Below are 21,912 nucleotides of genomic sequence, written 5' to 3'. Positions count from 1 at the left end.
GTAAGGGCGCCGCCGCCCGGACAACGCTTTTTGCGCTCTGGACTGTTGGCGACGCATCGCCGCTCGGGCAGGTTCCAGCCAACTGACGCGATTATGGAAAGCAAACGCCCGATGACCGACATCACCATCCGCCCGCTTCAACTCGCCGATCATGCCGAGTGGCGCCGGTTGTGGACCGCCTATCTCGATTTCTACAACACGGTGCTGCCCGAAAACATCTACCAGCTCGCCTGGAAGCGCCTGTTCACCGACGGCGAGTTCGAGCCCAAGGGCCTGATCGCCATCGTCGACGGCAAGGCGGTCGGGCTGACGCACTACCTCTACCACCGCTCGGGCTGGTCCGAGGCCAACAACTGCTACCTGCAGGATCTGTTCGCTGATCCCGCCGTGCGTGGCAAGGGCATCGGTGCGGCCCTCATCGACGCCGTGAAGCAGGAAGCCGCCAAGCTCGGTGTCACCAATGTCTACTGGATGACGCACGAGACCAACGCCACGGCGCGCAAGCTCTACGACCGCGTCGCCCGTCGCACCGGCTTCATCGAATACGATTTGCTGTAGGGTTGGGCGCGCTCGCCCTATCGGCCGCTGTCTTCAGTCTTGGCAGTGCATTCGTCGAGGCCAAGACGGAAGCGCGCTTGAGGGCAGCGATGCCGGCAACCGCCCAGAGTGCGTATTCCGGCCATTGATGCTTGTGCTTGTTTTGACGGCGTATCTTGAAGTTTTCGCTCTCGAGATATTCAGGCACGGACATGGTGCCTTTGGCCGCATTGCATGCCTTGCAAGATGGAATGGTCAAGAGCCCGCCGTGATGGGCCTTCGGGATCACATGGTCTCGTGTTGCCAAGGTCGGTGGTTGAGGCGCGCCTTGAGGGGCTCTCTTGAGCATCGGGATGCCGCAGTAGGCACACCAATTGCGGCGGTCGTCCTGCCACCAGTCGCCAAGCAGGCCTGTGGCAGCTTGATGCAGCTTTTCGAGTTGCTTCAAATCCATGACTGCGATGCTAGGTTGCAGTCAATAATATTCGGTGACTGTAAAATCGCGAATCTTCGCGACTTCGGCTTTTGCCCGGCCGCCGCTCAGCCCGCGCTGTTCGCCACCCACCGGTGCCAGTCGCTGGCGCTGCCGCGGAAGACATTGAGGTCAATCTTGCCGTCGACGCCGTGCGACAGGCCCGAACCCGAATACTGCCAGAACACCCATTTGCGGCCGGGATAGACCTTGGATGGCGGCTCGGCCACGGCGCGCAGCCAGAACGGGTAGTCCTGGAACTCGCCGCGCAGGTTGTCGCGATAGAAGTCGGGCGCGGTGTAGATGATCGGACGCTGGCCGTAGTGGCGCTCCAGCTTGTCCATGAAGACCTGCATCTTCTCGACGATCTTTTCGCGGCCGTGGCGGCGCTTGCAGCTCGACTCGCCATTGTATTCGACGTCGATGACCGGCGGCAGCGCGCCGGCAACCTTGGGCACGTTGCGGATGAACCAGTCGGCCTGCTCGCCGGCGGTGCGGCACCAGTAGAAGAAATGATAGGCGCCGCGCTTCAGGCCGGCAGCCTCGGCCTCGCGCCAGTTCTTGCGGAACATCGGGTCGAGATGGTCGCCGCCGTCGGTGGCCTTGATGTAGGCGAAGTTCGCCCCCTGGGTGCGCAGCTTCGGCCAGTCGATCTCACCCTGCCAGCGTGACACGTCGACGCCGTGGACGGCAAAGTTCTTGGGCGACGCGGCCTTGCCGAAATTGATCGGCTTGGCGTCGCGGAAGCGGCGGCCGTAGATCTGGCCCGGTGCGAAGGGCGTTGCCTTCATCGGCCGCGACGGTGCAATCAGCGCGATCGGCTTGGCATCGGGCGTGGGCATGTCTTCAAGCTCGATGGCAGGTTCCATCGGCGTTTGGGGCATCGGCGTGGGCATGGCCATCGCCACCTGCACCGGCGGTGCCGTCATCGTGGTCACTTCAGTGGGCGCTGCCATGACGGGCTGGGGCATGGGCGCCTGTGCGACGACGGGGGCGATGTCGGCCGAGGGCCTGATCACCGAACTCGTCGTCTCCTGGGACGGCGAGGCCTGCTCCATCAGGCCGCCGAGGCCCGAACTGGAGGTGCAGCCGGCCAGAGCCAGGCTGGCGAGAACGAACGCTGACGCCGCTGAGAAACGCATAGGTACCCGTACGCAAAACAAACTCGGAGCGAAGGCAGACTCGCCCCGCTTCCCCACTGACGGCAATTGCTAACGGGAAATTACCAAGAAAGACTGAATCCGATTTTTACTTTAATTAGATTTTGGGTGTTGCAGGCTTGCCGAAACGCTGCTGCCCCGCGCGCCACTTGGACGCGTCCGCGCCGATGGGCTTGCCTGCGGAGCCGCGTCCAAGCAAAGTGCCCGGCATGTTCATACCGTTCTTCCTCGAACTCAAGGCGGCCAAGGTCCCGGTTTCGCTGCGTGAATATCTGGCGCTGCTCGAGGCGCTCGATGCCGATCTCGTCACCTATGACGTAGAGGGCTTTTATTATCTTGTCCGCGCGGCGCTGGTGAAGGACGAGCGCCATATCGATCGTTTCGACCAGGTCTTTTCGCACTACTTCAAGGGTGTCGAAGCCATAGCCGGCGAGGGTGCTGTCGACGTCGCCAACATCCCCGAGGAATGGCTGCGCCGGCTTGCCGAGAAGACGCTGACTGACGAGGAGAAAAAGCTGGTCGAAGCACTTGGCGGCTTCGAAAAGCTGATGGAGACGCTGAAGCAGCGGCTGGAAGAGCAGAAGGGCCGCCATCAGGGCGGGTCGAAATGGATCGGCACGGCGGGCACCTCGCCCTTCGGCGCCTATGGCTACAATCCCGAAGGCGTGCGCATCGGGCAAGAGACAAGCCGCCACCGTCGCGCGGTCAAGGTCTGGGACAAGCGCGAGTTCCGCAATTTCGACGACTCGGTCGAGCTCGGCACGCGCAACATCAAGGTGGCGCTCAAGCGCCTGCGCCGCTGGGTGCGCGAGGGCGCCGAGGAAGAGCTCGACCTGCCGGGGACCATTCACGCCACCGCCGACCACGGCTATCTCGACGTCAAGACGCGGCCCGAGCGGCGCAACGCGGTCAAGCTTTTGATGTTCTTCGACGTCGGCGGCTCGATGGACGACCACATCAAGGTTGTCGAGGAGCTGTTTTCGGCGGCGCGCGTCGAGTTCCGCCAGCTCGAGTATTTCTACTTCCACAACTGCCTCTACGAAGGCGTGTGGAAGGACAACCGCAGACGCCATGCAGAGGTCATGCCGACCCTCGACGTGCTCCACAAATACGGCCACGACTACAAGGTCATCTTCGTTGGCGACGCCTCGATGAGCCCTTACGAGATCGCCTATACCGGCGGGTCGGTCGAGCACTGGAACCCCGAGCCGGGCGCTGTGTGGCTGCGCCGCGTGCTCGACCAGTGGCCGAACGCCGTCTGGCTCAACCCGACGCAGGAAAAGCACTGGGGCTACACGAGTTCGATCAAGATGGTCGCTGAGATCTTTGCCAACCGCATGTACCCGCTCACATTGGCCGGGCTGGAAGCGGCGACGAAGCAGCTGTCGCGGAAGCACTGATACGGCTCACCATGATGTGATGCCCTGTCAGACGCGGCGGCTCGTAACTATCTGTGCCACGAACGCGAACAGTAAGAAGAACAAGCCCGGGAGACCCCAGAATGGATGCCAAGACCTACCCCGTGACCCGCACCGACGCCGAATGGCGCGCGCTGCTGACGCCCGAGCAGTATCAGGTGATGCGCAACCACGGCACCGAGCGGCCGGGCAGCTGCGCGCTCCTCTATGAAAAGCGCGCCGGCACCTTCACCTGCGCCGGCTGCGACCAGCCATTGTTTGAATCCAAGCTCAAGTTCGAGAGCGGCACCGGCTGGCCGAGCTTCAACGATCCGGTCGAAGGCTCCGTCGAAAACACCGTCGACCGCAGCTACGGCATGGTGCGGACGGAATGCCACTGCGCACGCTGCGGCAGCCATCTCGGCCACGTCTTTCCCGACGGCCCGCCGCCGACCGGCCTGCGCTATTGCATCAACGGCGTGGCGCTGAATTTCGAGCCGGCGACTTAAATCACACTTCCAGAAATGCACGCCGCAGGTGCAGCAGTTGGCGCGCCCGCGGCGTGGTCGTTTGACCGCTGCGTCAGTCTTCGGGCGTTCAAAGCAGGCTGGCGAGGATGATCCAGAGCGTGGCGCTGATCTTGATGGCACCGGCATTCGGTATTCCGGCCATGTCGGCCGTGCGCAAGACGCTGCCATAGAGGAACAGATTGTAAGGCAGCGGGATCAGGTGGACGGCGACTGCCAGCAGGGCCGACATCTTGGCGGCCAGGATCAGCAGCGCGACGATCGTGGTGGTGATGTTGATGATGCTGCCAACAACCACCATGTCCCGCCAGAACAGCTGGCTGAGCGGCACCTCGCCGTTCCAGCGCCGTTTGAAGAACGCCGACATGCCTTCTTGCCCGCCCAGGCGGTTGTCGGAAGGATGGAATTGCCCGGTCTGTGTCATCGCTGGTGACCCCGCGCCATTGCCGCTGTCGTGACAGTCTAGCCTTCAAATAGGGCATCATATCTGCCGCGTTTACAAGTGCGGCAAAAGTATCGTTCGCCAACAAGGTGAACAGTCATCAGCCCACCAAAGTGAGAGGCGAAGCCGTGTCGGTGCAGCCGCCGGCATGGCCAAGCCTTGGATAGGGCCAAAGGCTCCGCGCTCCGGCGCGAACTCCGAAGATGCCAGCCTATGCCGGATGGCGGCCAAGCAGAGAGATAGAGATCGGGGAGATGAGGCTACGTGCCAGGCATGGCTGTGCGCGTGGCTCAATGCAAAAGCCATAGGGGCGGCCGCGTACCGTCCGGAAACGCGGCGCGCCGTTTGGCCTCAGACCATGCCGAGGGCGGCCTTGTACAGGTCGAGGATCGCCTCTGCCTCGTCGCGCTCGGCCTGGTCCTGCTTGCGCAGGCGGATCAGCGTGCGGACGGCCTTGGTGTCGAAGCCGGTGCCCTTGGCTTCGGCATAGACGTCCTTGATGTCGTCGGAGATGGTCTTTTTTTCTTCTTCAAGCCGCTCGATGCGCTCGATGAAGGCGCGCAACTGGCCGGCGGCAACGGTCTGGCTGGTATCTGAAATTTCGTCGGCCATGGGGCACTCCGCAATTGTGACTGGAACAGCGCGACTCGGCGCGCCATGGGGCATTTCGGCCCGGTTCGATGCCCGATGATGGCAGGAGGGTCAAGGGGACGTGGCGGCGCAGCTGACACGACGCCGCGTAAAATCAGCTCAGTGATCCTTGGGCCGGCTGGCTTCGAAGGCTGCTTTTTGCGCGTCGGTGGCGTCGCGCTGGTGCTTGGCCTGCCATTCTGCATAAGGCATGCCGTAGACGATCTCGCGCGATGTTTCCTTGGACAGCTCGACGCCGGCCTCTTTGGCCGCATCGGCATACCAGTTGGACAGGCAATTGCGGCAGAAACCGGCGAGATTCATCATGTCGATGTTCTGCACGTCGGAGCGCTCGCGCAAATGCTCGAGCAGGCGGCGGAATGCGGCCGCCTCGAATTCGCGCTGTTGCGCTTCGCTGAGTTCGGCCATCTCAATCTCCATCACAGCGGCCCGGTGCGCGAGCCGAATTGTCTGACCTCATGTATATCGGCACGGCGGTTGATCGCGTCAACGATGGGCGCGAGGCGATTTGCCCAGGCGCTGGTTCCGGCCTCGTCGCCGATCAGGTCCTGCCGGATCTCGATCAGCGCGTGGGCAAAGCCGTTGACGATGCAGTGCTTGTACATGGTGTCGCCGCGCAGTGCCCCGTCATAAGGCTCGTTATCGCCGACGACGATGGCTTTGTCCTCGGCCAGCATTTCGATCAACGGCCAGGCGGCGCGATGGTCCATGTCCCAGAGGACACCGGCATGCCAGGGCCTGGTGCGGCCCTGCATGACAGGGGTGAAGGAATGCACCGACAGGATGAAGGGTGCGGTACCGGTCTCCTTGTGCACTGAGGCGATCATGGCGCCGACGGCGTCGTGATAGGGCCGGTAGAAGGTGTCGAGACGACGCTCGCGCTCTTGCCCAGACATCGGATAGTTGCCCGGTATGACCGAGCCGTCATAGAGCTGACGGATCAGGGTCGGGTCGTCCTCGCCGCGGTTGGGGTCGATCAAGAGGCGCGAGAAATTGGCCAGGACCGCGGGCGCGCCCATGATCGCCGCGAGCTTGCGGGTCACCTGCTCGGCGCCGATGTCATAGGCGATGTGGCGCTCAAACTCTTCGGGCGGCAGGCCGAGATCGCCATATTCCTGCGGCAGGTCGCGCCGGGCATGGTCGCACAGAAGCACCAGGCCGCGGCCTCGGTCGCCTTCGATGATTTCGAACGGGGCAAAGAGAGTGTTTCGCGTCATCGGCGGCAAATTGTCCTTCGGCATGGCTTCGGTGTAGGTTTCGTCGCCGCTGCTGCTGTGGGGATATGTGCTAACGCCGTTGTTTTGCCAACCTTTTTTCGAATATGCCAGAAGAGGCGGCAAATCACACCGGCTGAGCGCATCTAAATCGATTGGATAAGCGCCGTGCCTATGCGTTGACATGCGCTTGCACATTGCCGAAAAGGGCACCAGAAAATGAAGAATACGTCGAAGAGGGGCTTGGGGATGGAACTTGCCGGAAGGCCGCGCGCACGCTCAGCCTTCGCAATGCTCTTTCTTTTCCTGGCAATTCCCGTTCTTACGGCCGTCGCTGCGACGCCTGCCCATGCCGACTTCAGGGTGTGCAACGCGACCCAGAGCCTCGTCGGTGTCGGCATCGGCTATCGCGCCAAGGCCGGCTGGATCACCGAAGGCTGGTGGCACATCGAAGGTTCCACCTGCAAGACGCTGATCGAGGGCCCGCTGTCATCGAGATTTTATTATCTCTATGCAGAAGATGCCGAGCGCGGCGGACGCTGGGATGGCCCCATCAACATGTGCGTGGCTGAAAAAGAGTTCAAGGTAGCCGGGGTCACCGACTGCGTAGCGCGCGGTTTCCAGCGTGCCGGCTTCCAGGAATACGACACGGGCGAACAGGCGAACTGGATGGTCCAGCTCACCGACGAGCCCGCAACGGGCGGCAATGCGGCCGCCTCGGGAACCAACGGTCAATGAGACGCAGCCGCAAGGTCAAGATACTCGCCACACTCGGTCCGGCCTCCTCCGACGAGGTCATGATCCGCAAGCTCTTCGATGCGGGCGCCGACGTCTTCCGCATCAATATGAGCCATACCGACCATGATTCGATGCGCACGCTTGTCGGCCGCATCCGCAAGGTCGAAGAAGAGGCGGGCCGCCCGATCGGCATCCTCGCCGACCTGCAGGGGCCCAAGCTCCGCGTCGGCAAGTTCGCCAACGGCAAGGAAGAGCTGACCGTCGGCCAGACCTTCACGCTTGACGACAATGCCGAGCTCGGCACGTCGAGCCGTGTCCACCTGCCGCATCCCGAGATCCTCAAGTCGGTCCAGGAAGGCCATCGCTTGCTGATCGACGACGGCAAGCTCGAGCTCAGGGCAGTCAAGAGCGACGGCAAGTCGATCGTCTGCACCGTCGTTGCCGGCAACAAGATTTCCGACAAGAAGGGCGTCAGCCTGCCCGATACCGACCTGCCGGTCGGCGCGCTGACCGAAAAGGACCGCAAGGACCTCGACGCGGTGCTCGAAACCGGCGTCGACTGGGTCGCGCTGTCGTTCATCCAGCGTCCCGAGGATCTGGCCGAAGCGCGCAAGATCGCCCAAGGGCGCGCGCTGCTGATGTCCAAGATCGAAAAGCCGCAAGCCGTTGCCCGTCTTGCCGAAATCATCGAGCTGTCCGATGCCTTGATGGTCGCCCGTGGCGATCTCGGTGTCGAGATGCCGATCGAATCGGTTCCCGGCATCCAGAAGCAGATCACGCGCGCCGCACGCCGCGCCGGCAAGCCGGTGGTCGTTGCTACCCAGATGCTGGAATCGATGATAACCGCACCGGTGCCGACCCGCGCCGAGGTCTCCGACGTCGCGACCGCCGTGTTCGAAGGTGCTGACGCGATCATGCTGTCGGCCGAATCCGCCGCCGGACAATATCCGGTCGAGTCGGTGGCGACGATGGACCGCATCGCCCAGCAGGTCGAAAAGGACCCGACCTATCCCGGCATCATCAACGCCCAGCGTTCGCAGCCGGAGGCGACGGGCGCCGACGCGATCTCGCTTGCGGCGCGTGAAATCGCCGAGACGCTGAAGCTGTCGGCGATTGTCACCTACACCGCCTCGGGCACCACCGGCCTGCGCGCGGCGCGCGAACGGCCGCAGGTGCCAATCATCGCGCTGTCGCCGATCCTGGCCACAGCGCGCCGGCTGTCGCTTCTGTGGGGCACGCATTGCGTTGTCTCGCCCGATGCCGTCAATCTCGACGACATGGTCGAACGCGCCTGCAACGTCGCCTTCAACGAGGGTTTCGCAACTGGCGGCGACCGCGTCATCATCACCGCCGGCGTGCCGCTGAGGACGCCGGGCTCAACCAACATGCTGCGCATCGCCTATGTCGGGCCGGAAGGCAAAGGCAGCAGGTAAATTACGGGAGTAAGGCAGTAGGGGAATAGGCAGTGGGCGGCTCTAGCCGTCCTCCTCGTTCTCCATGCTGCCTTACTGCCTATTCCCCTACTCCCCTAAGTCTCCGCCTTCTCATTCACGCACACATCCGTGCCATACGCATCACCCGCTGTGCGGGCCTCGACCGCACGCGCCATCGCCTGCAGGTCGCGCGGCTGGCCTGCTAGCTTCTCCACCGCTGCCCGGACAAGATCGGGTGCGACCCAGTCCGGCTTGTGGCCGAGGTTGCTGACCCAGACCAGCTCGGCGCCAGGAATGTCGCGGGCAAGGCCGATCGAGTGGATCTCCTCGTAGACGACAGTGTCCGCGTCGCCCGAGATCACCACCGTCGGCACCTTGATCTCGGGATAGCGCGGCGCCGTCTTCAGCGCGTGCCGGTACAAGCCTTCGACATCGATCGCATTCGAACGAAAGGCCCGCGGCCGCAGCACAAGCTCGATCGAGGCTTCGTCGAAATAGCCGTCGGGCACCTCGTTGGGCGAGAAGACGCACATCGTTGCCGCCCCGATGCGCGTGAGCCCGGCCGGATTGGCAATTGTCGCGGCGAAGAGCCGTCCGATCACCGGCCTGGCGCTCAGGCTGTAGTACCAGGAGGTGTCTCCGCCTGGCCATGGGTGCGTTGCCGCCGACAGGAACAGCAGCCCGCGCGTCTTGCCAGGCTGCTCCAGTGCGAAGGTTGCCGCGATCGAACCACCGAACGAATGGCCGACGATGATCGCGTCCTTGATGCCGAGCCTGTCCATCAACGCCGAGATTGTCGCGGCCTGGCCTTCCTGTGTCTCGTTGTTGCCGGGCCCGCGTCCGGACCAGCCATGGCCGGGCCGGTCGAAGAACAGCATCTCGGCGCGGCCTTCGAACAGCGGCCTGAGCGGCAGCATCTGGTCCTTCAGGTTCGCGCTGGCGCCATGGATGAAGACCAGCGGCGGCAGGTCCGCCTTGGCTGGCGCCGGCACATGCACGTAGTGGATGCTGGCGCCCGATATGTCGATGAAGCTGCCCACGGGCGGGTTGCGGCGCTCGATCAGCCATGACGCCACGCCGGTAAAGCCGGCAAGTGCAAGGACGATCGCAACGAGCAGGACAAGGACGAAGGTGAGGATGTTCATGCGGCCGGGGCGGGTGAGAGAACAGGGCGGGAAGGGCGTGGCGAATAGGGGAGTAGCGAATAGGGAAGTAGTGAATAGAAAACAAAAACTGGCGCATGCCATCCACGGCGCGCGGCCTAACTACTCACTATTCCCTTCTTCAAATGCCTTCGCCGGCGAGTTCCTCCGACAGCCGCGACACCTCGTTCTGGGCGTTGCGCAGCATGGGATAGATGACCAGCACACGCTGCCAGGCTTGCAGCGCCAGTTCGTTGTGGTTGGTGTTGGCCATGATCTGCGCCATGCCGGAGAGGGCGCCGAAATGGCGTGGCTCGAGCTCCAGCGTGCGTTCGATGTCGGTCATCGACTTGCGAAAGTTGCCCATCATGAAATGAACCGTGGCGCGGCGGTTCCAGCCTTCGGCAAATTGCGGCTGCAGCGTCACCACCTGGTCGAGGAAATCGAGGGCGACGTTGAACTTCTTGGCTTCCAGCGCCTGCTGCGCCCACAGCATCATCAGGTCGACGGATGCGCTGCCGGACCTGTACCAGGCCTCCCAGATCCGGTTGGCGAGGCGTTCGGCGGCCTTTTCGTTGCGCTCGCGCTTGAGGTCGGAAAACAGTGAATCGAGCTGTGTGTCAGCCTTGGCGATGATGGGATCGCCGCTCGTCTGGGCAAACGCCTGCAGCGGCAGCGGCGTTGCCGCGATGGTCAGGATAAAAAAGGCAAAAACGCTCCGCATGCGGAAATTCTAGACCCCCGCATGGGAACGTCAAACTGAAATTGCCGTGATGCGCCGGCCGCGAGCGGCCGGGCGAGCATCAGCCCTGGCGGGCCTTGTAGCGCGGCGCAGTCTTGTTGATGATGTAGATGCGGCCCTTGCGACGAACCAGCTGGCAGTCACGGTGGCGGCCCTTGAGCGCCTTGAGCGAATTCTTGATCTTCATGTCACTAACCCGTCAGATGGGGCCCATCTTCCGGGCCGAAACCAAAAGCGCGCCAAAGGAGCGCGCCCAATTTGTGTGAGTGGCTCTTAGACGAGGAGTCTTGGCCAGTCAACCGCGAGTGGGCGCAGCGTCGCGGATTGAATAGCTTTTTTGCCGGCAATGGTCATGGTGATGCCGGGGCGAGCACGCGTCGGCGGACGACCCGCTGGAATCCTCAAGCTCATCCAACCAACGGAGGGGTGCATGCGGTTTCCGATTCTATCGACTGGTGGCGTCAGCTGCGTTGGCTGGGGAATGCGTACCCGCTAGCGGTTCAGGATCGGTCGAGTCGTCTCAGGCGTATTCCGCCTTGTTCGGAACATTGCAGGGAAGACCGAACTGCTCGCCCCAAAGGCATAGTGAGCCTGCTGCCGCGTTGAGTGCCGCGCCGCGTTGCGTGAGCGAGTAGACCACCTTGGCTGGCGTCTGCGAATAGACTTTCCGGTCGACGAGCCCATCGGCCTCCATTTCACGCAATTGCTGCGCCAGCATCTTTTCGCTGATCCCGGGAATCGACTGCCTCAGCCGGCCGAACCGGCGTGATGCCGTTCCGAGCTGGCAAAGAATGTCTATCTTCCATTTGCCTTCGGTCATCCTGACTGCCGCTGCAAAGCCATTGTCCGCCGTTGTGTTCATGGAGCTTTCCTTACTTCCAGGTGACCACTTACGCCCAGGTTCGTATTGTGTGCCGCCGATCTCAACATACCTCCACGACGTCGCGACAAGAGTCGCGTCGTGGCGCCGCCAGTTGATATGGAGAGTTGGAATGAAGCGTTCAATCGCGGTTTTGGGAACCGGCCGCATGGGCTCGGCGCTTGCACGCGCCCTGCTTGCCGAGGGCCATCGCACGACGGTCTGGAACCGGACAAAAGACAAGGCCGAACCGCTGGCCTTGCTCGGCGCGACCATTGCGCCTTCGGTGCTGGAAGCTGCAACCGCAGCTGAAATCATCATCGTGAATGTCAGCGACTACGCGGCGACGGCGGCAATCCTACGCGACGATGCCGTCGCTTCGGTCCTTCGCGGCAAGCTGATCGTGGACCTGACGTCGGGAACGCCGCAGGGGGCGCGCGAAGCCGCCGAATGGTGTGCCGGGCGCGGGGCCAGCTATCTCGATGGCGCGATCATGGCGACGCCTGACTTTATCGGCACGGATGACGGAACGATTCTGATCTCGGGGCAGGTCGAGGCCTTTCAGGACAACGCGGCCGTCTTTCGCGCATTGGGCGGTAACGTCCAGCATGTCGGACAAGATCCTGGACGTGCCAATGCGCTCGATAGCGCTTTGCTGGCCCTGATGTGGGGCGCATTGTTCGGAGCGCTCCATGCGATCGCCGTGAGCCAGGCCGAAGGCATCGAGCTGGGCGAACTGGGCCGGCAGTGGACGGCGACGGCGCCTGTTGTCGACGGGCTTGTCACTGACCTCATCAAGCGCACGAACGCCGGCCGTTTTGCCAGCGACGAGGAGACACTTTCGTCGATCTCCGTGCATTACGGCGCATTCCAGCATCTCCTGGAACTCATGGATGCGCGTGGGATCGATCGCTCCGTGGTTGACGGCTATGGCTCCATCTTCCAGCGGGCGATTGCAGCTGGCCAGTTGCACGGAGATTTCGCGGCATTGTCGCAATTCCTGGGAAAGGCCGCATAAGAGCTACGGCAAACAACGAAGGATGCTGGCCGCGTTGCCGTCCAGCATCCGCGCGACAATCTATGTGAGGACAACAGAATGTCTCTGACGCTTCTCTTGGACACCTATTGTGCGGCTTGGTCCACCGAGAACGCCGAGCAGCGGCGTGCCTTGCTGTTGCCGATCGCTCGCTTCCGGCTACGCCCTCTAGTTGCTCATCAAGTTTTCGATAATCCGCATCGTAAGCGACTTTGAACCGCTCAAAATGTTCTCGGCTAACCCAGCGGTCGATCGTGAGGTAGACGTTCACCCGCTCCTCATCGGCAAGGAGCTGAGTTTCAATGTACCCTTCTCCTTTGCGAAAAAGCTGCGCCCATGAACCGGACGGACCATAAGATGCCTCGAAGTCTGCCCGATGCTCTTCGGCTACCGTGAACTCCCAAATGATGTTGTAGCTTGCCTTTCCGCTCATTGGTGAACCGTACCAGCCTGGCTACCCAAACGCGAGCGTCAGCCACGAGCGGCAGCGACCCGGAACCGGACGGCCCGAAGCCGCCCATCGCAAAGCCTCAATCCAGGTGCCTGGGGAGGTGCAGCCAAGCTGTGAATTGGCGGCTGTTATCAGTTCTGTCAGTTAGCGGCGCGGCAACAGCCTGGTGAAATGGCCCATCTTGCGGCCGGGGCGGGACTCGGCCTTGCCGTAGAGGTGGACCGCCACATCGGGTTCAGCGAGCAGTGCGGGGACCTTTTCGATATCGTCGCCGATCAGGTTTTCCATGACGCAGTCGGAGTGGCGGTTGGCGTCGCCGAGCGGCAGGCCGGCGACCGCGCGGATGTGCTGCTCGAACTGCGAAACCACGCAGGCTGCTTCGGTCCAATGGCCGGAATTGTGCACGCGAGGCGCCATTTCGTTGACCAGCAGCGAGCCGTCGGCGAGGACGAAGAACTCCACGCCGATGACGCCGACATAATCGAGGGCGGCGAGGATGTTTCGCGCCGCGTCGCGCGCTGCCATCGCGGTTTCGTCACTGATCGCCGCAGGCACGGTCGAACTTGCGAGAATACCGTTGCGATGCACATTCTCGGCCGGGTCGAAGGCGGCGATGCTGCCATCGCTGCCGCGCGCGGCAATGATCGAGATTTCGCGCTCGAAGGGAACGAAGGATTCGAGCACCAGCGGCACATTGCCGAGCGAGGCGCAGGCGCCGTCGAAGCCGCCCGTGGTCATGTTGCGAAAGACCATCTGGCCCTTGCCGTCGTAACCCATGCGGCAGGTCTTCAGCACGCCGCTGCCATCGAAGTCCTTCAGCGCCTCCGCCAGCTCGGCATCGTTTTCCACAGGCCTGAAGCGGGCTGTGGATATCCCGATGCCGTTCAGGAAGGTCTTTTCGACGAGCCGGTCCTGGGCCACTTCAAGCGCGCGTGCCGGCGGATAGACCGTGACCGTGCGGCCGAGCTGCGCGGCGGCGACGACTGGTACGTTTTCGAATTCATAGGTGACGACGGCACTGGCGCGCGCCAGCTCGTCGAGGGCTGCGGGGTCGTCATAGGCGGCGACGATCTGGCGATTGGCGACCTGGGCCGCCGGGCAGTCTGCCTGCGGCTCGAGAACGATCGTCTGGTAGCCGAGGCGAGCCGCCGCCATGGCCAGCATGCGGCCGAGCTGGCCGCCGCCGATGATGCCGATGGTGGCGCCGAGGGGAAGAAGGGCGCTCACGCGTCGTCCGTCGGCTGTTCGGCGACCCGTGCGGTCTGGGCGGCGCGCCATTCGTCGAGCCTCGCGGCGAGCGCGTCGTCGGAAAGGGCAAGCACGGCTGCCGCAAGCAGCGCTGCGTTGGCGGCGCCAGCCTTGCCGATGGCAAGCGTGCCGACGGGAATGCCGGCTGGCATCTGGACGATGGAGAGCAGCGAATCCTGGCCAGAGAGCGCCTTTGATTCGACCGGCACGCCGAACACCGGCAACGGGGTCATTGCCGCCGTCATGCCAGGAAGATGGGCGGCACCGCCGGCGCCGGCGATGATGACGCGGAAGCCGGCTGATTTGGCGCCCTTGGCGAATTCATAAAGTCGGTCGGGGGTGCGGTGGGCCGAGACGATGCGTGCTTCGAAGGCGATGCCGAGCACGTCGAGCAATTCGGCGGCATGGCGCATGGTCGCCCAGTCTGACTGGCTCCCCATGATGATGGCGACGTCGACCCTGTCCTTGCTCACGCGCGGCACCCCTGCTTGATAAGCCTGCGCTTAACCGAAATGCGCTGCCATCGCAACCAAAGGCCGGCCAAAAATGGCGGAATCTCAGGCGATGATGTCGGGGATGATCCGGTCTTCGATCTGGGTGATCTTGTCCTTGAGCACCAGCTTCTTTTTCTTCATCCGCTGGATCTGCAACGTATCGCAGCCCATCGCGATCATCGCGTTGATCGCGGCATCAAAATCAGCATGGTCCTGCTTCAAGCGTGCAAACTCGAGACGAATCTCGGCCTGTTCCTGTTCCGACATGTCTACCGTCTGCAAACTCACTGGCGCACCCGGGGCGCTCCTAAGGCGGGGTCGGCGACTCCTTGTCACCGGCGCGAAGCCCTTATCACATTTCACGCTGTCAGGAAATGCTACCACACTTTATTCGACATCGCCGACCGAGGGTGGCAGACTGTCATGGTTCCGTCACAGAGCACTGTCTGCGGTGGGCAGGGCTGTGCCCGGGGCATCGAGGAAACCATGAAAGGGAGAACCAATCATGTCTCTTGCTTCCCATCTTGAAGAGCTTCAGCGCAAACATGGCGACGTCGAGCGTCAGCTCGGCGAAGCAATGAATCATCCATCCATGGACGACCTGCAAATCGTAGCGCTGAAGCGTCGCAAGCTGGCTCTCAAGGACGAGATTGAAAAACTGAGAGGCGACGACCCGACCCAGCACTAGGCTGGCCAGGAGGTCTCCGACAAGGCCCTGATTTTCGGCAAGGGTCCGGCAGCCGGCGGCGAAACAACATCGCCGCCGGGACAGGGTGTTGTTTATCGATCAATTCAGCAGATAGCCCAGAGCCAGACGCTTCGTGCAGGGCAGCTGTGGGTGTTGCCATGATCGTATTGGCATCGACGTGAACGTCGTCACCCATGCCGTTATTGGCCCGCCGTAACGTGGTGCCAGGCGCGTCCGGCGCTTTCCGCTGCCTTCAAGCGTCCCAGAACTGGTCCAGCCAGATGTTGAGTTTGCGGAAGCCTGAGATGCTGACAGCATAGACGCGGCGGGTGCCTTCGGCGCGGGCGCTGACAAGGCCGGCATCGAGCAGCACCTTGAGATGCTGCGACACTGCGGGGCGTGAAACCGGCAGGCCGGCGGCAAGTTCGCTGACGGTTTTTGGGCCGCGCCGCAATTCTTCCAGTAGATGGCGCCGGTTGGCATCCGATATGGCGAGGAAGGGCGCGTCAGTTGTCATGGCCCATTTGTGCCGCAACATCAGCGGAATCTCAACTAGCGGTCGCAATTGGGGTGCCGGCGCGTCGTCGCACCGCGTCGCCTGTCAGCCTGCGTCCTCGTGCCTGGGGTCGAGGCGCAGCGATTCCGGTGTCGCGCTGCGGTCGGCCGGCTGGGTCTTGAAGGCTTCGCGGTCCTCGATCGGCACCGGTGCGCGACGCTTGATGCGCAGCGCGGTGTAGCCCGCAAGCGTGAAATGCGCGGCGGCGGTCGCCAGGAACAACGCCTCCGGCCGCATGTAATCCATGAGGCCCGCGCCAAGCAGCGGCCCGACCATGGTGCCGAAGCCGTAGAGCAGCAAAAGCCCGCCTGAAACCTTGACGAAATCCTCCGGCTTGGCGTGGTCGTTGGCGTGCGCCACCGCCAACGAATAGAGCGTGTAGGCAAAGGCGCCGTAGCAGGCGGTCATGGCGATGACGAAGACGCCGGAGCGCGGCGCCACCAGGAAGATCAGTACGGCAGCGACCGCCGAAGCGAGCGAGGCGCCGATCAGCACGTAGCGGCGGTCGGTGCGGTCGGAGATCTTGCCGACCGGGATCTGCAGCGCGGCACCCGCGACCACCACCAGGCTCATCATCAGCGCGATTTCGGGCGTCGAGATGCCAACGCGCGCGCCATAGACCGCGCCCAGCGTGCCCCAGTCGCCGTTGGCGACGCCGATGAGGAAGCAGGCGACGGAGGCGACGGGCGAATTGGCATAGAGCCCCTTGATGTCGAGCGAGACATCCTGCAGCGGCTTGGGGTGGGCGGCACTCGAAACCGCGGTCGGGATCAGCGACAGGCAGAACAATATGCCCGTCACCATGAACAGCGATGAGCTGGTGACGTCGCCGCCGGCGACCATCATCTGGCCGGCCATGATCGAGGCGTAGGTGACCATCATGTAGAGGCCGAAGACGGTGCCGCGGTTCTCGTTGGTGGCACGCTCGTTGAGCCAGCTCTCGATGACCATGAAGGCGCCGGCCATGGCAAAGCCGGTGAAGGCGCGCAGCAGGATCCAGACATATTCGTTGACGATCAGGCCGGTGAGCAGGGCGATGATCGCAGCCGATGCGGCGAAGGTGCCGAAGGCGCGGACATGGCCGGCACGGCGGACGACACGCGGGGCGAAATAACAACCGGCGACAAAACCGCCGGCCCAGGCGGTGCCCATCAGGCCAAGTGCTGTGGTGGAAAAGCCCTCTTCCTGGCCGCGCAGGGGGAGCAGAAGGCCATGCAGGCCGGAGGCAGCGAGAAGGAACGCGGTGCCGCGGAGCAACGACAGGATCGGCCGGTAGGTTGCGAGCATCTGGTGTCCCACCACGAATCAATTAGGCACTGGCACCTGATGATAACCCGTTTGGGGCATATCGGTGGCGGCGCGTGATCAGCCGCGCTTGAACAGCGCTTCGGCGGCCGATTTGGTCGAGCCCTTGGCGGTGAGCTCGGCCTCGAGCCGCACGATCTCGGCGCGCAGCGCTGCGATGCGCTCGTCGAGCTCGCCGACCGAAAGCAGCGACAGGTCTTGGCCGATCTCGTGGACGGGTTTCTTCTTGACCGGCTCGTCGTCGAACAGCGCCATCTGGCTCTCCTCCATCTCGGACAGGCGTTTGCCTGATTTGCCAATCAGAATACATAGTGCGGTCAAACACATGTAAAGTCCGGGACATGTAAAGTCCGGGGCACACCGGACCAGCGGAGACCGAAAAGACATGGCCACCAGACTTCCCGAAAAGATGCTTGCGGTGGCGATCTCGCAGCCGGGCGGGCCGCGCGTGCTCAAGGCGGAAAAGCGCGACCTGCCGGAACTTGGCGCCGGCGAGATCCTGATCCGGGTGCATGCGGCCGGGGTCAACCGGCCCGACGTGCAGCAGCGCAAGGGCGCGTATCCCGCGCCGCCCGGCGCCTCCGACCTGCCCGGGCTCGAAGTGTCGGGCGAGGTGGCGGCACTCGGCGAGGGTTCCAGCCGCTTCCGTATCGGCGATGCTGTCTGTGCGCTGACGCCGGGGGGCGGCTATGCCGAATACGCCAAGGTGCACGAAACCAACGCGCTGCCGCTGCCGGCCGGCTTCACCTTCACCGAAGCAGCCGCCGTGCCCGAAACCTTCTTCACCGTCTGGCACAATGTGTTCGAGCGCGGCGCGCTCAAGGCGGGGGAGACGCTTCTGGTGCATGGCGGCTCGTCGGGCATCGGCACGACGGCGATCCAGCTTGCCTCGGCCTTCGGGGCCTATGTGATTGTCACCGCAGGCTCCGAGGACAAGTGCGCCGCCTGTCTCAAGCTCGGGGCCGACCGGGCGATCAACTACAAGACCGAGGATTTCGTTGCGGCGGTCAAGGACGCCACCGACGGCAAGGGCGCCAATGTCATCCTCGACATGGTCGGCGGCGACTATGTCGGCCGCAACTACCATGCCGCCGCCGTCGACGGCCGCATCGTGCAGATCGCGACGCAGGGCGGGGCGGTGGCGAGTGCTGATTTCTCAAAGCTGATGGTCAAGCGGCTGACCCATACCGGCTCGACGCTGAGGCCGCGCACCACCGAGTTCAAGGCGGGTATCGCCGCAGCGCTTGAAGCCCAGGTGTGGCCGCTGCTCGCCACCCGCCGCATCGCGCCTGTCATGGACATGATCTTCCCGCTCAAGGAAGCCTGGCGGGCGCATGAGCGCATGGAAGAGGGCGAACATATCGGCAAGATCGTGCTGGATGTGGGGTGAGGCCTTCTCCCTCCCCCTTGTGGGGAGGGCCGGGGTGGGGGTGTTTGGCCTCGCGCTTCCAAGGGTACCCCCACCCTTTATCCCTCCCCACAAGGGGGAGGGAGGTCGCCGGCGCTGAGCTCGGTTCTCCGGCGTTTCCCCTCTTCGCCTCGCTGCGCTCGGTACCATGCCGGGGCGAGCCACGGGTCTCGCCCGTCCTTCGGACCCCAGAGGGGCGAGGAAATCCTGAGGTGGCACCTCTGTCCCCAGGGCGGGCGAGGGTCCACGTCCCCGAGTCCTCACCGCCAGCCATGGGCGAGTTGCATGGTGAACAACAGCATGCCCTCGATGCGGCGGTCGGCGTCGCGACCGAGCGGCGCCGGGCAGAAGCCGGCGCGGCCGAATTCGATTGGCGAGGCGCGGCAGCGGCCGAAATTGCGGCATTCGCGGCGCGCCGGCATTTGTGGTGCGGGCCTTCCATGGTGGCGGCGATGCTGACGGCGAGCACCAGCGCGTTGTGCATGGCATAGGGCAGGTAGCCCGGCAGCGGCGGGTCGATGATCTCGATCTCTTGCTTGCGTTTCCTCGACATGGCGATGTCTCCGGTTGGCGGCCCGCGCGGGTTTTCGGGCGCGGGCAAGCAATTGCAAATGGCCATTCGAGATCGCTGAAAGCCCTCGAAGTATGGGCATGTGGTGTGGCTTAGTGTTTCACCAGTGATGCAGAGGCTGTGCTCTGTCCGAAATCTGCTAAACATCTCCCTTTTTTTGAATCAGGCGTTTGAATGGTCGAAAAATTGCAACGCCGGGTGCCTTCCAAATCTTGTGATCATGTAGGGCGAGCGGTAGTGGTAGATAAGGGGGGAGAAAATGGATTCTGCAAAAGCAAAAGGTATGCTGGAGACGCTTCGGAGCAGCGGCGTCGATGGGTGGGAAATAGTTGATTTCATTGACAATGGGAAATCTGCAGCCGTTTTTCATGCCAAAAAGGGCTCAGAACAAGCTGCGGTAAAAGTGTTCGATACCGAACTTATTACTAAATTTGGCGATGCTGCGCTTCTAGAGCGGATGGATCGCGAAAAATGGCTAGTCGGTCACGACCATCCGAATATTGTCAAGATGTTTGGTTCCGGTGTTGAACCAAAAACTGGTAATCACTACTTGGTGATGGAGCTTTTGGATGGACCAAATCTATCCAAGGCGTTAATGGAAATTCCCTCTACTGCGCTTCCCGACCTTGTTGAGCAGCTCGCCTCCGCTGCAGAATATCTTGAGACTCGTGGCCTTGTGCATCGCGATATCAAGCCTGCAAATATAGTTGTTGCGGATAATCTAAGTCGCCTTGTGTTGTTAGATTTTGGGGTTCTCCGCCCCGTGGGGGAGACTGGACTTACCGATCATGGAGGTACGCCTCTATTTGTCGGCACGAACCAATATGCATCTCCAGAGTTTGCATTGCGACAGGAGGAGGATACGCCCGAGGGCTGGCGCGCAGTGACGTTCTACCAAATAGGTGGTGTGGTACATGATTTGATCATGAAGCGACCGCTCTTTGGTGCGCATATTGGGGTTCCCGCGCGCCTGGCTCAGGCGGTTCAAAATGAGGTTCCTGGCTTACTGTCAACTGAGGTTCCGCCGTATCTGGTGACGCTCGCGCAGAATTGCCTTGTGAAGTCCCCTGAAGCTCGATTGCAAATGGTAAGCTGGGATAATTTTAGGCGGCCGGCGCAAAGGCACGACAGGGCGCTAGAGCTTCAGGAGCGAATACGGCAGCGAGTGGCTGCTGCGCAAACTCGACAGTCCGAGTCCAATCGGTACGAGACATCTGTGCCTTCTGGCGAGAGCCAAATGCTACATGGTGTGCTTGGCATTTCGCGAGATACTTTGCGAGGTATTGGTCACGACGACCCTCCACTTCCCAGGCGGATCGTCTACGCCATCGCTGAACCGCAAGGCGGGGTTCGTGCGGACTTTGAGCCGTTGGCTGAGGTCGGTCTTCCAGATGGGCTGTCTGTTTGCCTGCTGGCCGAGGTGCTTGATGAGAAAAGCCGAATAGTGGCGTTGGACGGCGGGTCGTCTACCTGTCGAGAAGAGGCTAATTGGCAGCCGTCCGAAATCGTTAGAATCTATACTGGAGTAATTGATCAAAAAGCTATTGAAGATGCTATTGCTCTTTATGTTTTGACAAGTGTGGACCTTGCTCAGCAGATGTCCATTAGATCCGAAGTTGAGGGGAGCAAGGAAGGGTAATGGAAGCGACGTGGTGGACTAGGCCAGAGCATCTTGATACTGAGCAGCGAGATGTGGTTTCGCTACCGTTGGCGGGGAATCATCTGGTAATAGGGCCTCCCGGCAGCGGGAAGACGAATCTTTTACTCCTCAGGGCATCTTATCTGCAGGCTAACGGAATTAACAATTTTCAATTGCTAACTGTTGGACGTGTGCTGCGAGAGTTTTTGGCAAGTGGCAGCGCAACTACAAAGATTTCCGGATTGATACATTTGTTGGATGGTCGTCTAGTGTGCTAGATAGCTGCGGTGTCGATTTTCGCATTCGTGGAAAATACGACGATCAAAAGGACTTGATTCTCCAGAAGCTGCGCGATCTTGATGATCATCAAGTTGACGATCACAGATTGGATGCAATTTTATTGGATGAGTGCCAAGATTATTCTGTAGATGAGATAGACATAATTGCTAGGTTCTCCAAAAGGATATTTGCGGCAGGGGATAATAGGCAGCGAATTTACAAACAGAATGGTGCAATAGATAAACTTAAGAAAATTTGTCCGAGCGTTAGTGTTCTTACCTACCATTATAGGAATGGTATCAAGATTTGCCGCGTCGCAGACGGGATCACTAATCTGGTCGGGTCAAAAGATGGATTGGAAGCAACGGCCCAATATAAAGAGGCAGATGCCCCTTCGCAGGTTCTATTCACTGACCCAGACTCCCTTCCAGATCAGGTTATAAAGGCTGTCGCATCACTTCAAGGGCAGCTGCGGGCATATCCTACGGGAATGCTTGGCGTGCTCTGTCCTCGGATCGAAGACGTCAAAGAGGTTTGGGACCTGTTGTCTGGGACCCATTTGCGCTCGGACATACAATTGCAGCTCTCAACCACAGGCTATTCAGCTCTTGATCCGGAAAGACGAATTTTGGTTGGAACCATACATGGTGCGAAAGGACTTGAGTTTCGTGCCCTGCACCTTCTAGCTATGGAGGGGATTGGCAAATTTCGGACCGGGCGCACGCGTTTAGCGTACACTGCGGTCACTCGTGCTAAGACCAGTCTAACTATTTATCGATGCGGCGCACTGATCGGGCCGTTACAGAATGGCGAGGCGGCACTCGCGCCACCGCCTGCTTCCATCGACTTGAAATCCCTGTTTAGCGGTTGATTGACATGCAGACGCTTATAGTGCTGGACCGGCGGTCGTTCCTGGACTGGAT

27 protein-coding genes and 1 pseudogene are annotated in these 21,912 nt (G+C 61.8%); 10 read left to right on the top strand and 18 right to left on the bottom strand.

Annotated elements, in window-relative coordinates:
• Positions 1 to 111: 111 nt before the first annotated feature.
• The gene (locus tag J1C56_RS18635) at positions 112 to 558 is read left to right on the top strand and encodes a GNAT family N-acetyltransferase (RefSeq protein ID WP_214391554.1); all 447 of its coding nucleotides are present in this window, start codon (positions 112 to 114) and stop codon (positions 556 to 558) included.
• On the opposite strand, the gene J1C56_RS18630 is transcribed toward J1C56_RS18635, so the two are convergent.
• Complete coding sequence (locus J1C56_RS18630) at positions 536 to 991, bottom strand: HNH endonuclease (protein WP_214391553.1); 456 nt, start codon at positions 989 to 991, stop codon at positions 536 to 538. The two genes, J1C56_RS18635 and J1C56_RS18630, sit on opposite strands and share 23 nt — an antisense overlap.
• An 86-nt stretch (positions 992 to 1,077) precedes the next feature.
• A complete protein-coding gene (locus J1C56_RS18625) occupies positions 1,078 to 2,151 on the bottom strand; it encodes a glycoside hydrolase family 25 protein (protein WP_214391552.1) in 1,074 nt (357 codons plus the stop codon).
• Between the two features lie 227 nt (positions 2,152 to 2,378).
• Here J1C56_RS18625 and J1C56_RS18620 point away from each other — a divergent pair, with 227 nt between their 5' ends.
• Both J1C56_RS18620 and msrB read left to right on the top strand, forming a co-directional pair.
• Positions 2,379 to 3,569 (top strand): vWA domain-containing protein, encoded by a 1,191-nt coding sequence (locus J1C56_RS18620; RefSeq protein WP_214391551.1) that lies wholly within the window; start codon positions 2,379 to 2,381, stop codon positions 3,567 to 3,569.
• A gap of 101 nt (positions 3,570 to 3,670) precedes the next feature.
• Positions 3,671 to 4,075: a peptide-methionine (R)-S-oxide reductase MsrB gene (gene msrB, locus J1C56_RS18615; protein ID WP_214391550.1), complete on the top strand. Its 405-nt coding sequence runs from the start codon at positions 3,671 to 3,673 to the stop codon at positions 4,073 to 4,075.
• A gap of 88 nt (positions 4,076 to 4,163) precedes the next feature.
• Here the strand turns inward: msrB and J1C56_RS18610 are convergent, their stop codons facing one another.
• The 4 genes from J1C56_RS18610 to J1C56_RS18595 all read right to left on the bottom strand — a co-directional run bounded on the left by J1C56_RS18610 (position 4,164) and on the right by J1C56_RS18595 (position 6,403).
• Positions 4,164 to 4,517: a hypothetical protein gene (locus J1C56_RS18610; protein ID WP_214391549.1), complete on the bottom strand. Its 354-nt coding sequence runs from the start codon at positions 4,515 to 4,517 to the stop codon at positions 4,164 to 4,166.
• Between the two features lie 369 nt (positions 4,518 to 4,886).
• Entirely contained in the window at positions 4,887 to 5,147 is a 261-nt protein-coding gene (locus tag J1C56_RS18605; protein WP_214391548.1) for a DUF2312 domain-containing protein, read from the bottom strand.
• Positions 5,148 to 5,285: 138 nt separating this feature from the next.
• Positions 5,286 to 5,594: a DUF1244 domain-containing protein gene (locus J1C56_RS18600; protein WP_214391547.1), complete on the bottom strand. Its 309-nt coding sequence runs from the start codon at positions 5,592 to 5,594 to the stop codon at positions 5,286 to 5,288.
• 11 nt (positions 5,595 to 5,605) lie between these two features.
• Positions 5,606 to 6,403 carry an N-formylglutamate amidohydrolase gene (locus J1C56_RS18595; protein WP_214391546.1) on the bottom strand — a complete coding sequence of 266 codons (798 nt, stop codon included), beginning with the start codon at positions 6,401 to 6,403 and terminating at the stop codon, positions 5,606 to 5,608.
• A gap of 246 nt (positions 6,404 to 6,649) precedes the next feature.
• Between J1C56_RS18595 and J1C56_RS18590 the strand changes: the two genes are divergently transcribed.
• Both J1C56_RS18590 and pyk read left to right on the top strand, forming a co-directional pair.
• Positions 6,650 to 7,138, top strand: coding sequence for a DUF1036 domain-containing protein (locus tag J1C56_RS18590; protein WP_214391545.1), 489 nt, complete (start codon positions 6,650 to 6,652; stop codon positions 7,136 to 7,138).
• Positions 7,135 to 8,571, top strand: coding sequence for a pyruvate kinase (gene pyk, locus J1C56_RS18585; RefSeq protein ID WP_214391544.1), 1,437 nt, complete (start codon positions 7,135 to 7,137; stop codon positions 8,569 to 8,571). The genes J1C56_RS18590 and pyk overlap by 4 nt, the downstream gene beginning before the upstream one ends.
• Positions 8,572 to 8,666: 95 nt before the next feature.
• Here the strand turns inward: pyk and J1C56_RS18580 are convergent, their stop codons facing one another.
• From J1C56_RS18580 to J1C56_RS18565, 4 genes are all read right to left on the bottom strand, one after another.
• The gene (locus J1C56_RS18580; RefSeq protein ID WP_214391543.1) at positions 8,667 to 9,716 is read right to left on the bottom strand and encodes an alpha/beta fold hydrolase; all 1,050 of its coding nucleotides are present in this window, start codon (positions 9,714 to 9,716) and stop codon (positions 8,667 to 8,669) included.
• A 139-nt stretch (positions 9,717 to 9,855) separates the two neighbouring features.
• Entirely contained in the window at positions 9,856 to 10,437 is a 582-nt protein-coding gene (locus J1C56_RS18575; RefSeq protein WP_214391542.1) for a tetratricopeptide repeat protein, read from the bottom strand.
• Positions 10,438 to 10,516: 79 nt separating this feature from the next.
• Positions 10,517 to 10,642 (bottom strand): type B 50S ribosomal protein L36, encoded by a 126-nt coding sequence (gene ykgO / locus J1C56_RS18570; protein ID WP_018429929.1) that lies wholly within the window; start codon positions 10,640 to 10,642, stop codon positions 10,517 to 10,519.
• A gap of 333 nt (positions 10,643 to 10,975) precedes the next feature.
• A complete protein-coding gene (locus J1C56_RS18565; protein WP_246591571.1) occupies positions 10,976 to 11,275 on the bottom strand; it encodes a winged helix-turn-helix transcriptional regulator in 300 nt (99 codons plus the stop codon).
• 22 nt (positions 11,276 to 11,297) lie between these two features.
• Here J1C56_RS18565 and J1C56_RS18560 point away from each other — a divergent pair, with 22 nt between their 5' ends.
• Positions 11,298 to 12,332 (top strand): NAD(P)-dependent oxidoreductase, encoded by a 1,035-nt coding sequence (locus tag J1C56_RS18560; RefSeq protein ID WP_246591569.1) that lies wholly within the window; start codon positions 11,298 to 11,300, stop codon positions 12,330 to 12,332.
• A 244-nt stretch (positions 12,333 to 12,576) separates the two neighbouring features.
• Here the strand turns inward: J1C56_RS18560 and J1C56_RS33690 are convergent.
• The 4 genes and pseudogenes from J1C56_RS33690 to J1C56_RS18545 form a co-directional block, all read right to left on the bottom strand.
• Positions 12,577 to 12,783 (bottom strand): annotated as a pseudogene (locus J1C56_RS33690) (antibiotic biosynthesis monooxygenase family protein); the annotation flags it as partial.
• A gap of 162 nt (positions 12,784 to 12,945) precedes the next feature.
• Complete coding sequence (locus tag J1C56_RS18555) at positions 12,946 to 14,028, bottom strand: 5-(carboxyamino)imidazole ribonucleotide synthase (protein ID WP_338001467.1); 1,083 nt, start codon at positions 14,026 to 14,028, stop codon at positions 12,946 to 12,948.
• The gene (gene purE, locus J1C56_RS18550; protein ID WP_214391832.1) at positions 14,025 to 14,489 is read right to left on the bottom strand and encodes a 5-(carboxyamino)imidazole ribonucleotide mutase; all 465 of its coding nucleotides are present in this window, start codon (positions 14,487 to 14,489) and stop codon (positions 14,025 to 14,027) included. Before purE ends, J1C56_RS18555 begins: the two co-directional genes overlap by 4 nt.
• Positions 14,490 to 14,606: 117 nt before the next feature.
• Positions 14,607 to 14,810: a YdcH family protein gene (locus J1C56_RS18545; RefSeq protein WP_214391539.1), complete on the bottom strand. Its 204-nt coding sequence runs from the start codon at positions 14,808 to 14,810 to the stop codon at positions 14,607 to 14,609.
• Positions 14,811 to 15,048: 238 nt separating this feature from the next.
• On the opposite strand from J1C56_RS18545, the gene J1C56_RS18540 reads away from it, so the two are divergent.
• The gene (locus J1C56_RS18540; RefSeq protein WP_184772614.1) at positions 15,049 to 15,231 is read left to right on the top strand and encodes a YdcH family protein; all 183 of its coding nucleotides are present in this window, start codon (positions 15,049 to 15,051) and stop codon (positions 15,229 to 15,231) included.
• A gap of 253 nt (positions 15,232 to 15,484) precedes the next feature.
• On the opposite strand, the gene J1C56_RS18535 is transcribed toward J1C56_RS18540, so the two are convergent.
• The 3 genes from J1C56_RS18535 to J1C56_RS18525 form a co-directional block, all read right to left on the bottom strand.
• Positions 15,485 to 15,748 (bottom strand): ArsR/SmtB family transcription factor, encoded by a 264-nt coding sequence (locus tag J1C56_RS18535; protein WP_214391538.1) that lies wholly within the window; start codon positions 15,746 to 15,748, stop codon positions 15,485 to 15,487.
• 84 nt (positions 15,749 to 15,832) lie between these two features.
• Positions 15,833 to 17,074: an MFS transporter gene (locus J1C56_RS18530; RefSeq protein WP_214391537.1), complete on the bottom strand. Its 1,242-nt coding sequence runs from the start codon at positions 17,072 to 17,074 to the stop codon at positions 15,833 to 15,835.
• A gap of 78 nt (positions 17,075 to 17,152) precedes the next feature.
• A complete protein-coding gene (locus J1C56_RS18525; RefSeq protein WP_214391536.1) occupies positions 17,153 to 17,347 on the bottom strand; it encodes a DUF1192 domain-containing protein in 195 nt (64 codons plus the stop codon).
• Between the two features lie 130 nt (positions 17,348 to 17,477).
• Between J1C56_RS18525 and J1C56_RS18520 the strand changes: the two genes are divergently transcribed.
• Complete coding sequence (locus J1C56_RS18520) at positions 17,478 to 18,482, top strand: NAD(P)H-quinone oxidoreductase (RefSeq protein WP_214391535.1); 1,005 nt, start codon at positions 17,478 to 17,480, stop codon at positions 18,480 to 18,482.
• Positions 18,483 to 18,760: 278 nt separating this feature from the next.
• On the opposite strand, the gene J1C56_RS18515 is transcribed toward J1C56_RS18520, so the two are convergent.
• Entirely contained in the window at positions 18,761 to 18,922 is a 162-nt protein-coding gene (locus tag J1C56_RS18515) for a hypothetical protein (protein ID WP_214391534.1), read from the bottom strand.
• A gap of 408 nt (positions 18,923 to 19,330) precedes the next feature.
• On the opposite strand from J1C56_RS18515, the gene J1C56_RS18510 reads away from it, so the two are divergent.
• Both J1C56_RS18510 and J1C56_RS18505 read left to right on the top strand, forming a co-directional pair.
• A complete protein-coding gene (locus tag J1C56_RS18510) occupies positions 19,331 to 20,710 on the top strand; it encodes a serine/threonine-protein kinase (RefSeq protein WP_214391533.1) in 1,380 nt (459 codons plus the stop codon).
• 331 nt (positions 20,711 to 21,041) lie between these two features.
• Positions 21,042 to 21,860 carry an ATP-binding domain-containing protein gene (locus J1C56_RS18505; protein ID WP_214391532.1) on the top strand — a complete coding sequence of 273 codons (819 nt, stop codon included), beginning with the start codon at positions 21,042 to 21,044 and terminating at the stop codon, positions 21,858 to 21,860.
• Positions 21,861 to 21,912: the final 52 nt, after the last annotated feature.

The sequence above is a fragment of the Aminobacter anthyllidis genome, from assembly GCF_018555685.1.
GTDB classification, from domain to species: Bacteria; Pseudomonadota; Alphaproteobacteria; order Rhizobiales; family Rhizobiaceae; genus Aminobacter; species Aminobacter anthyllidis.
The sequence above is the reverse complement of the archived record's forward strand: the minus strand, read 5'-3'. Positions and strand labels throughout refer to the sequence as shown.

Excerpts from the sequence above, each read along its gene's own strand:
- J1C56_RS18635 (WP_214391554.1), top strand. The coding sequence starts at position 112 with ATGACCGACATCACCATCCGCCCGCTTCAACTCGCCGATCATGCCGAG.
- J1C56_RS18630 (WP_214391553.1), bottom strand. The coding sequence starts at position 991 with ATGGATTTGAAGCAACTCGAAAAGCTGCATCAAGCTGCCACAGGCCTG.
- J1C56_RS18625 (WP_214391552.1), bottom strand. The coding sequence starts at position 2,151 with ATGCGTTTCTCAGCGGCGTCAGCGTTCGTTCTCGCCAGCCTGGCTCTG.
- J1C56_RS18620 (WP_214391551.1), top strand. The coding sequence starts at position 2,379 with ATGTTCATACCGTTCTTCCTCGAACTCAAGGCGGCCAAGGTCCCGGTT.
- msrB (WP_214391550.1), top strand. The coding sequence starts at position 3,671 with ATGGATGCCAAGACCTACCCCGTGACCCGCACCGACGCCGAATGGCGC.
- J1C56_RS18610 (WP_214391549.1), bottom strand. The coding sequence starts at position 4,517 with ATGACACAGACCGGGCAATTCCATCCTTCCGACAACCGCCTGGGCGGG.
- J1C56_RS18605 (WP_214391548.1), bottom strand. The coding sequence starts at position 5,147 with ATGGCCGACGAAATTTCAGATACCAGCCAGACCGTTGCCGCCGGCCAG.
- J1C56_RS18600 (WP_214391547.1), bottom strand. The coding sequence starts at position 5,594 with ATGGCCGAACTCAGCGAAGCGCAACAGCGCGAATTCGAGGCGGCCGCA.
- J1C56_RS18595 (WP_214391546.1), bottom strand. The coding sequence starts at position 6,403 with ATGACGCGAAACACTCTCTTTGCCCCGTTCGAAATCATCGAAGGCGAC.
- J1C56_RS18590 (WP_214391545.1), top strand. The coding sequence starts at position 6,650 with ATGGAACTTGCCGGAAGGCCGCGCGCACGCTCAGCCTTCGCAATGCTC.
- pyk (WP_214391544.1), top strand. The coding sequence starts at position 7,135 with ATGAGACGCAGCCGCAAGGTCAAGATACTCGCCACACTCGGTCCGGCC.
- J1C56_RS18580 (WP_214391543.1), bottom strand. The coding sequence starts at position 9,716 with ATGAACATCCTCACCTTCGTCCTTGTCCTGCTCGTTGCGATCGTCCTT.
- J1C56_RS18575 (WP_214391542.1), bottom strand. The coding sequence starts at position 10,437 with ATGCGGAGCGTTTTTGCCTTTTTTATCCTGACCATCGCGGCAACGCCG.
- ykgO (WP_018429929.1), bottom strand. The coding sequence starts at position 10,642 with ATGAAGATCAAGAATTCGCTCAAGGCGCTCAAGGGCCGCCACCGTGAC.
- J1C56_RS18565 (WP_246591571.1), bottom strand. The coding sequence starts at position 11,275 with ATGACCGAAGGCAAATGGAAGATAGACATTCTTTGCCAGCTCGGAACG.
- purE (WP_214391832.1), bottom strand. The coding sequence starts at position 14,489 with ATGGGGAGCCAGTCAGACTGGGCGACCATGCGCCATGCCGCCGAATTG.
- J1C56_RS18545 (WP_214391539.1), bottom strand. The coding sequence starts at position 14,810 with ATGTCGGAACAGGAACAGGCCGAGATTCGTCTCGAGTTTGCACGCTTG.
- J1C56_RS18540 (WP_184772614.1), top strand. The coding sequence starts at position 15,049 with ATGTCTCTTGCTTCCCATCTTGAAGAGCTTCAGCGCAAACATGGCGAC.
- J1C56_RS18535 (WP_214391538.1), bottom strand. The coding sequence starts at position 15,748 with ATGACAACTGACGCGCCCTTCCTCGCCATATCGGATGCCAACCGGCGC.
- J1C56_RS18530 (WP_214391537.1), bottom strand. The coding sequence starts at position 17,074 with ATGCTCGCAACCTACCGGCCGATCCTGTCGTTGCTCCGCGGCACCGCG.
- J1C56_RS18525 (WP_214391536.1), bottom strand. The coding sequence starts at position 17,347 with ATGGCGCTGTTCGACGACGAGCCGGTCAAGAAGAAACCCGTCCACGAG.
- J1C56_RS18520 (WP_214391535.1), top strand. The coding sequence starts at position 17,478 with ATGGCCACCAGACTTCCCGAAAAGATGCTTGCGGTGGCGATCTCGCAG.
- J1C56_RS18515 (WP_214391534.1), bottom strand. The coding sequence starts at position 18,922 with ATGCCGGCGCGCCGCGAATGCCGCAATTTCGGCCGCTGCCGCGCCTCG.
- J1C56_RS18510 (WP_214391533.1), top strand. The coding sequence starts at position 19,331 with ATGGATTCTGCAAAAGCAAAAGGTATGCTGGAGACGCTTCGGAGCAGC.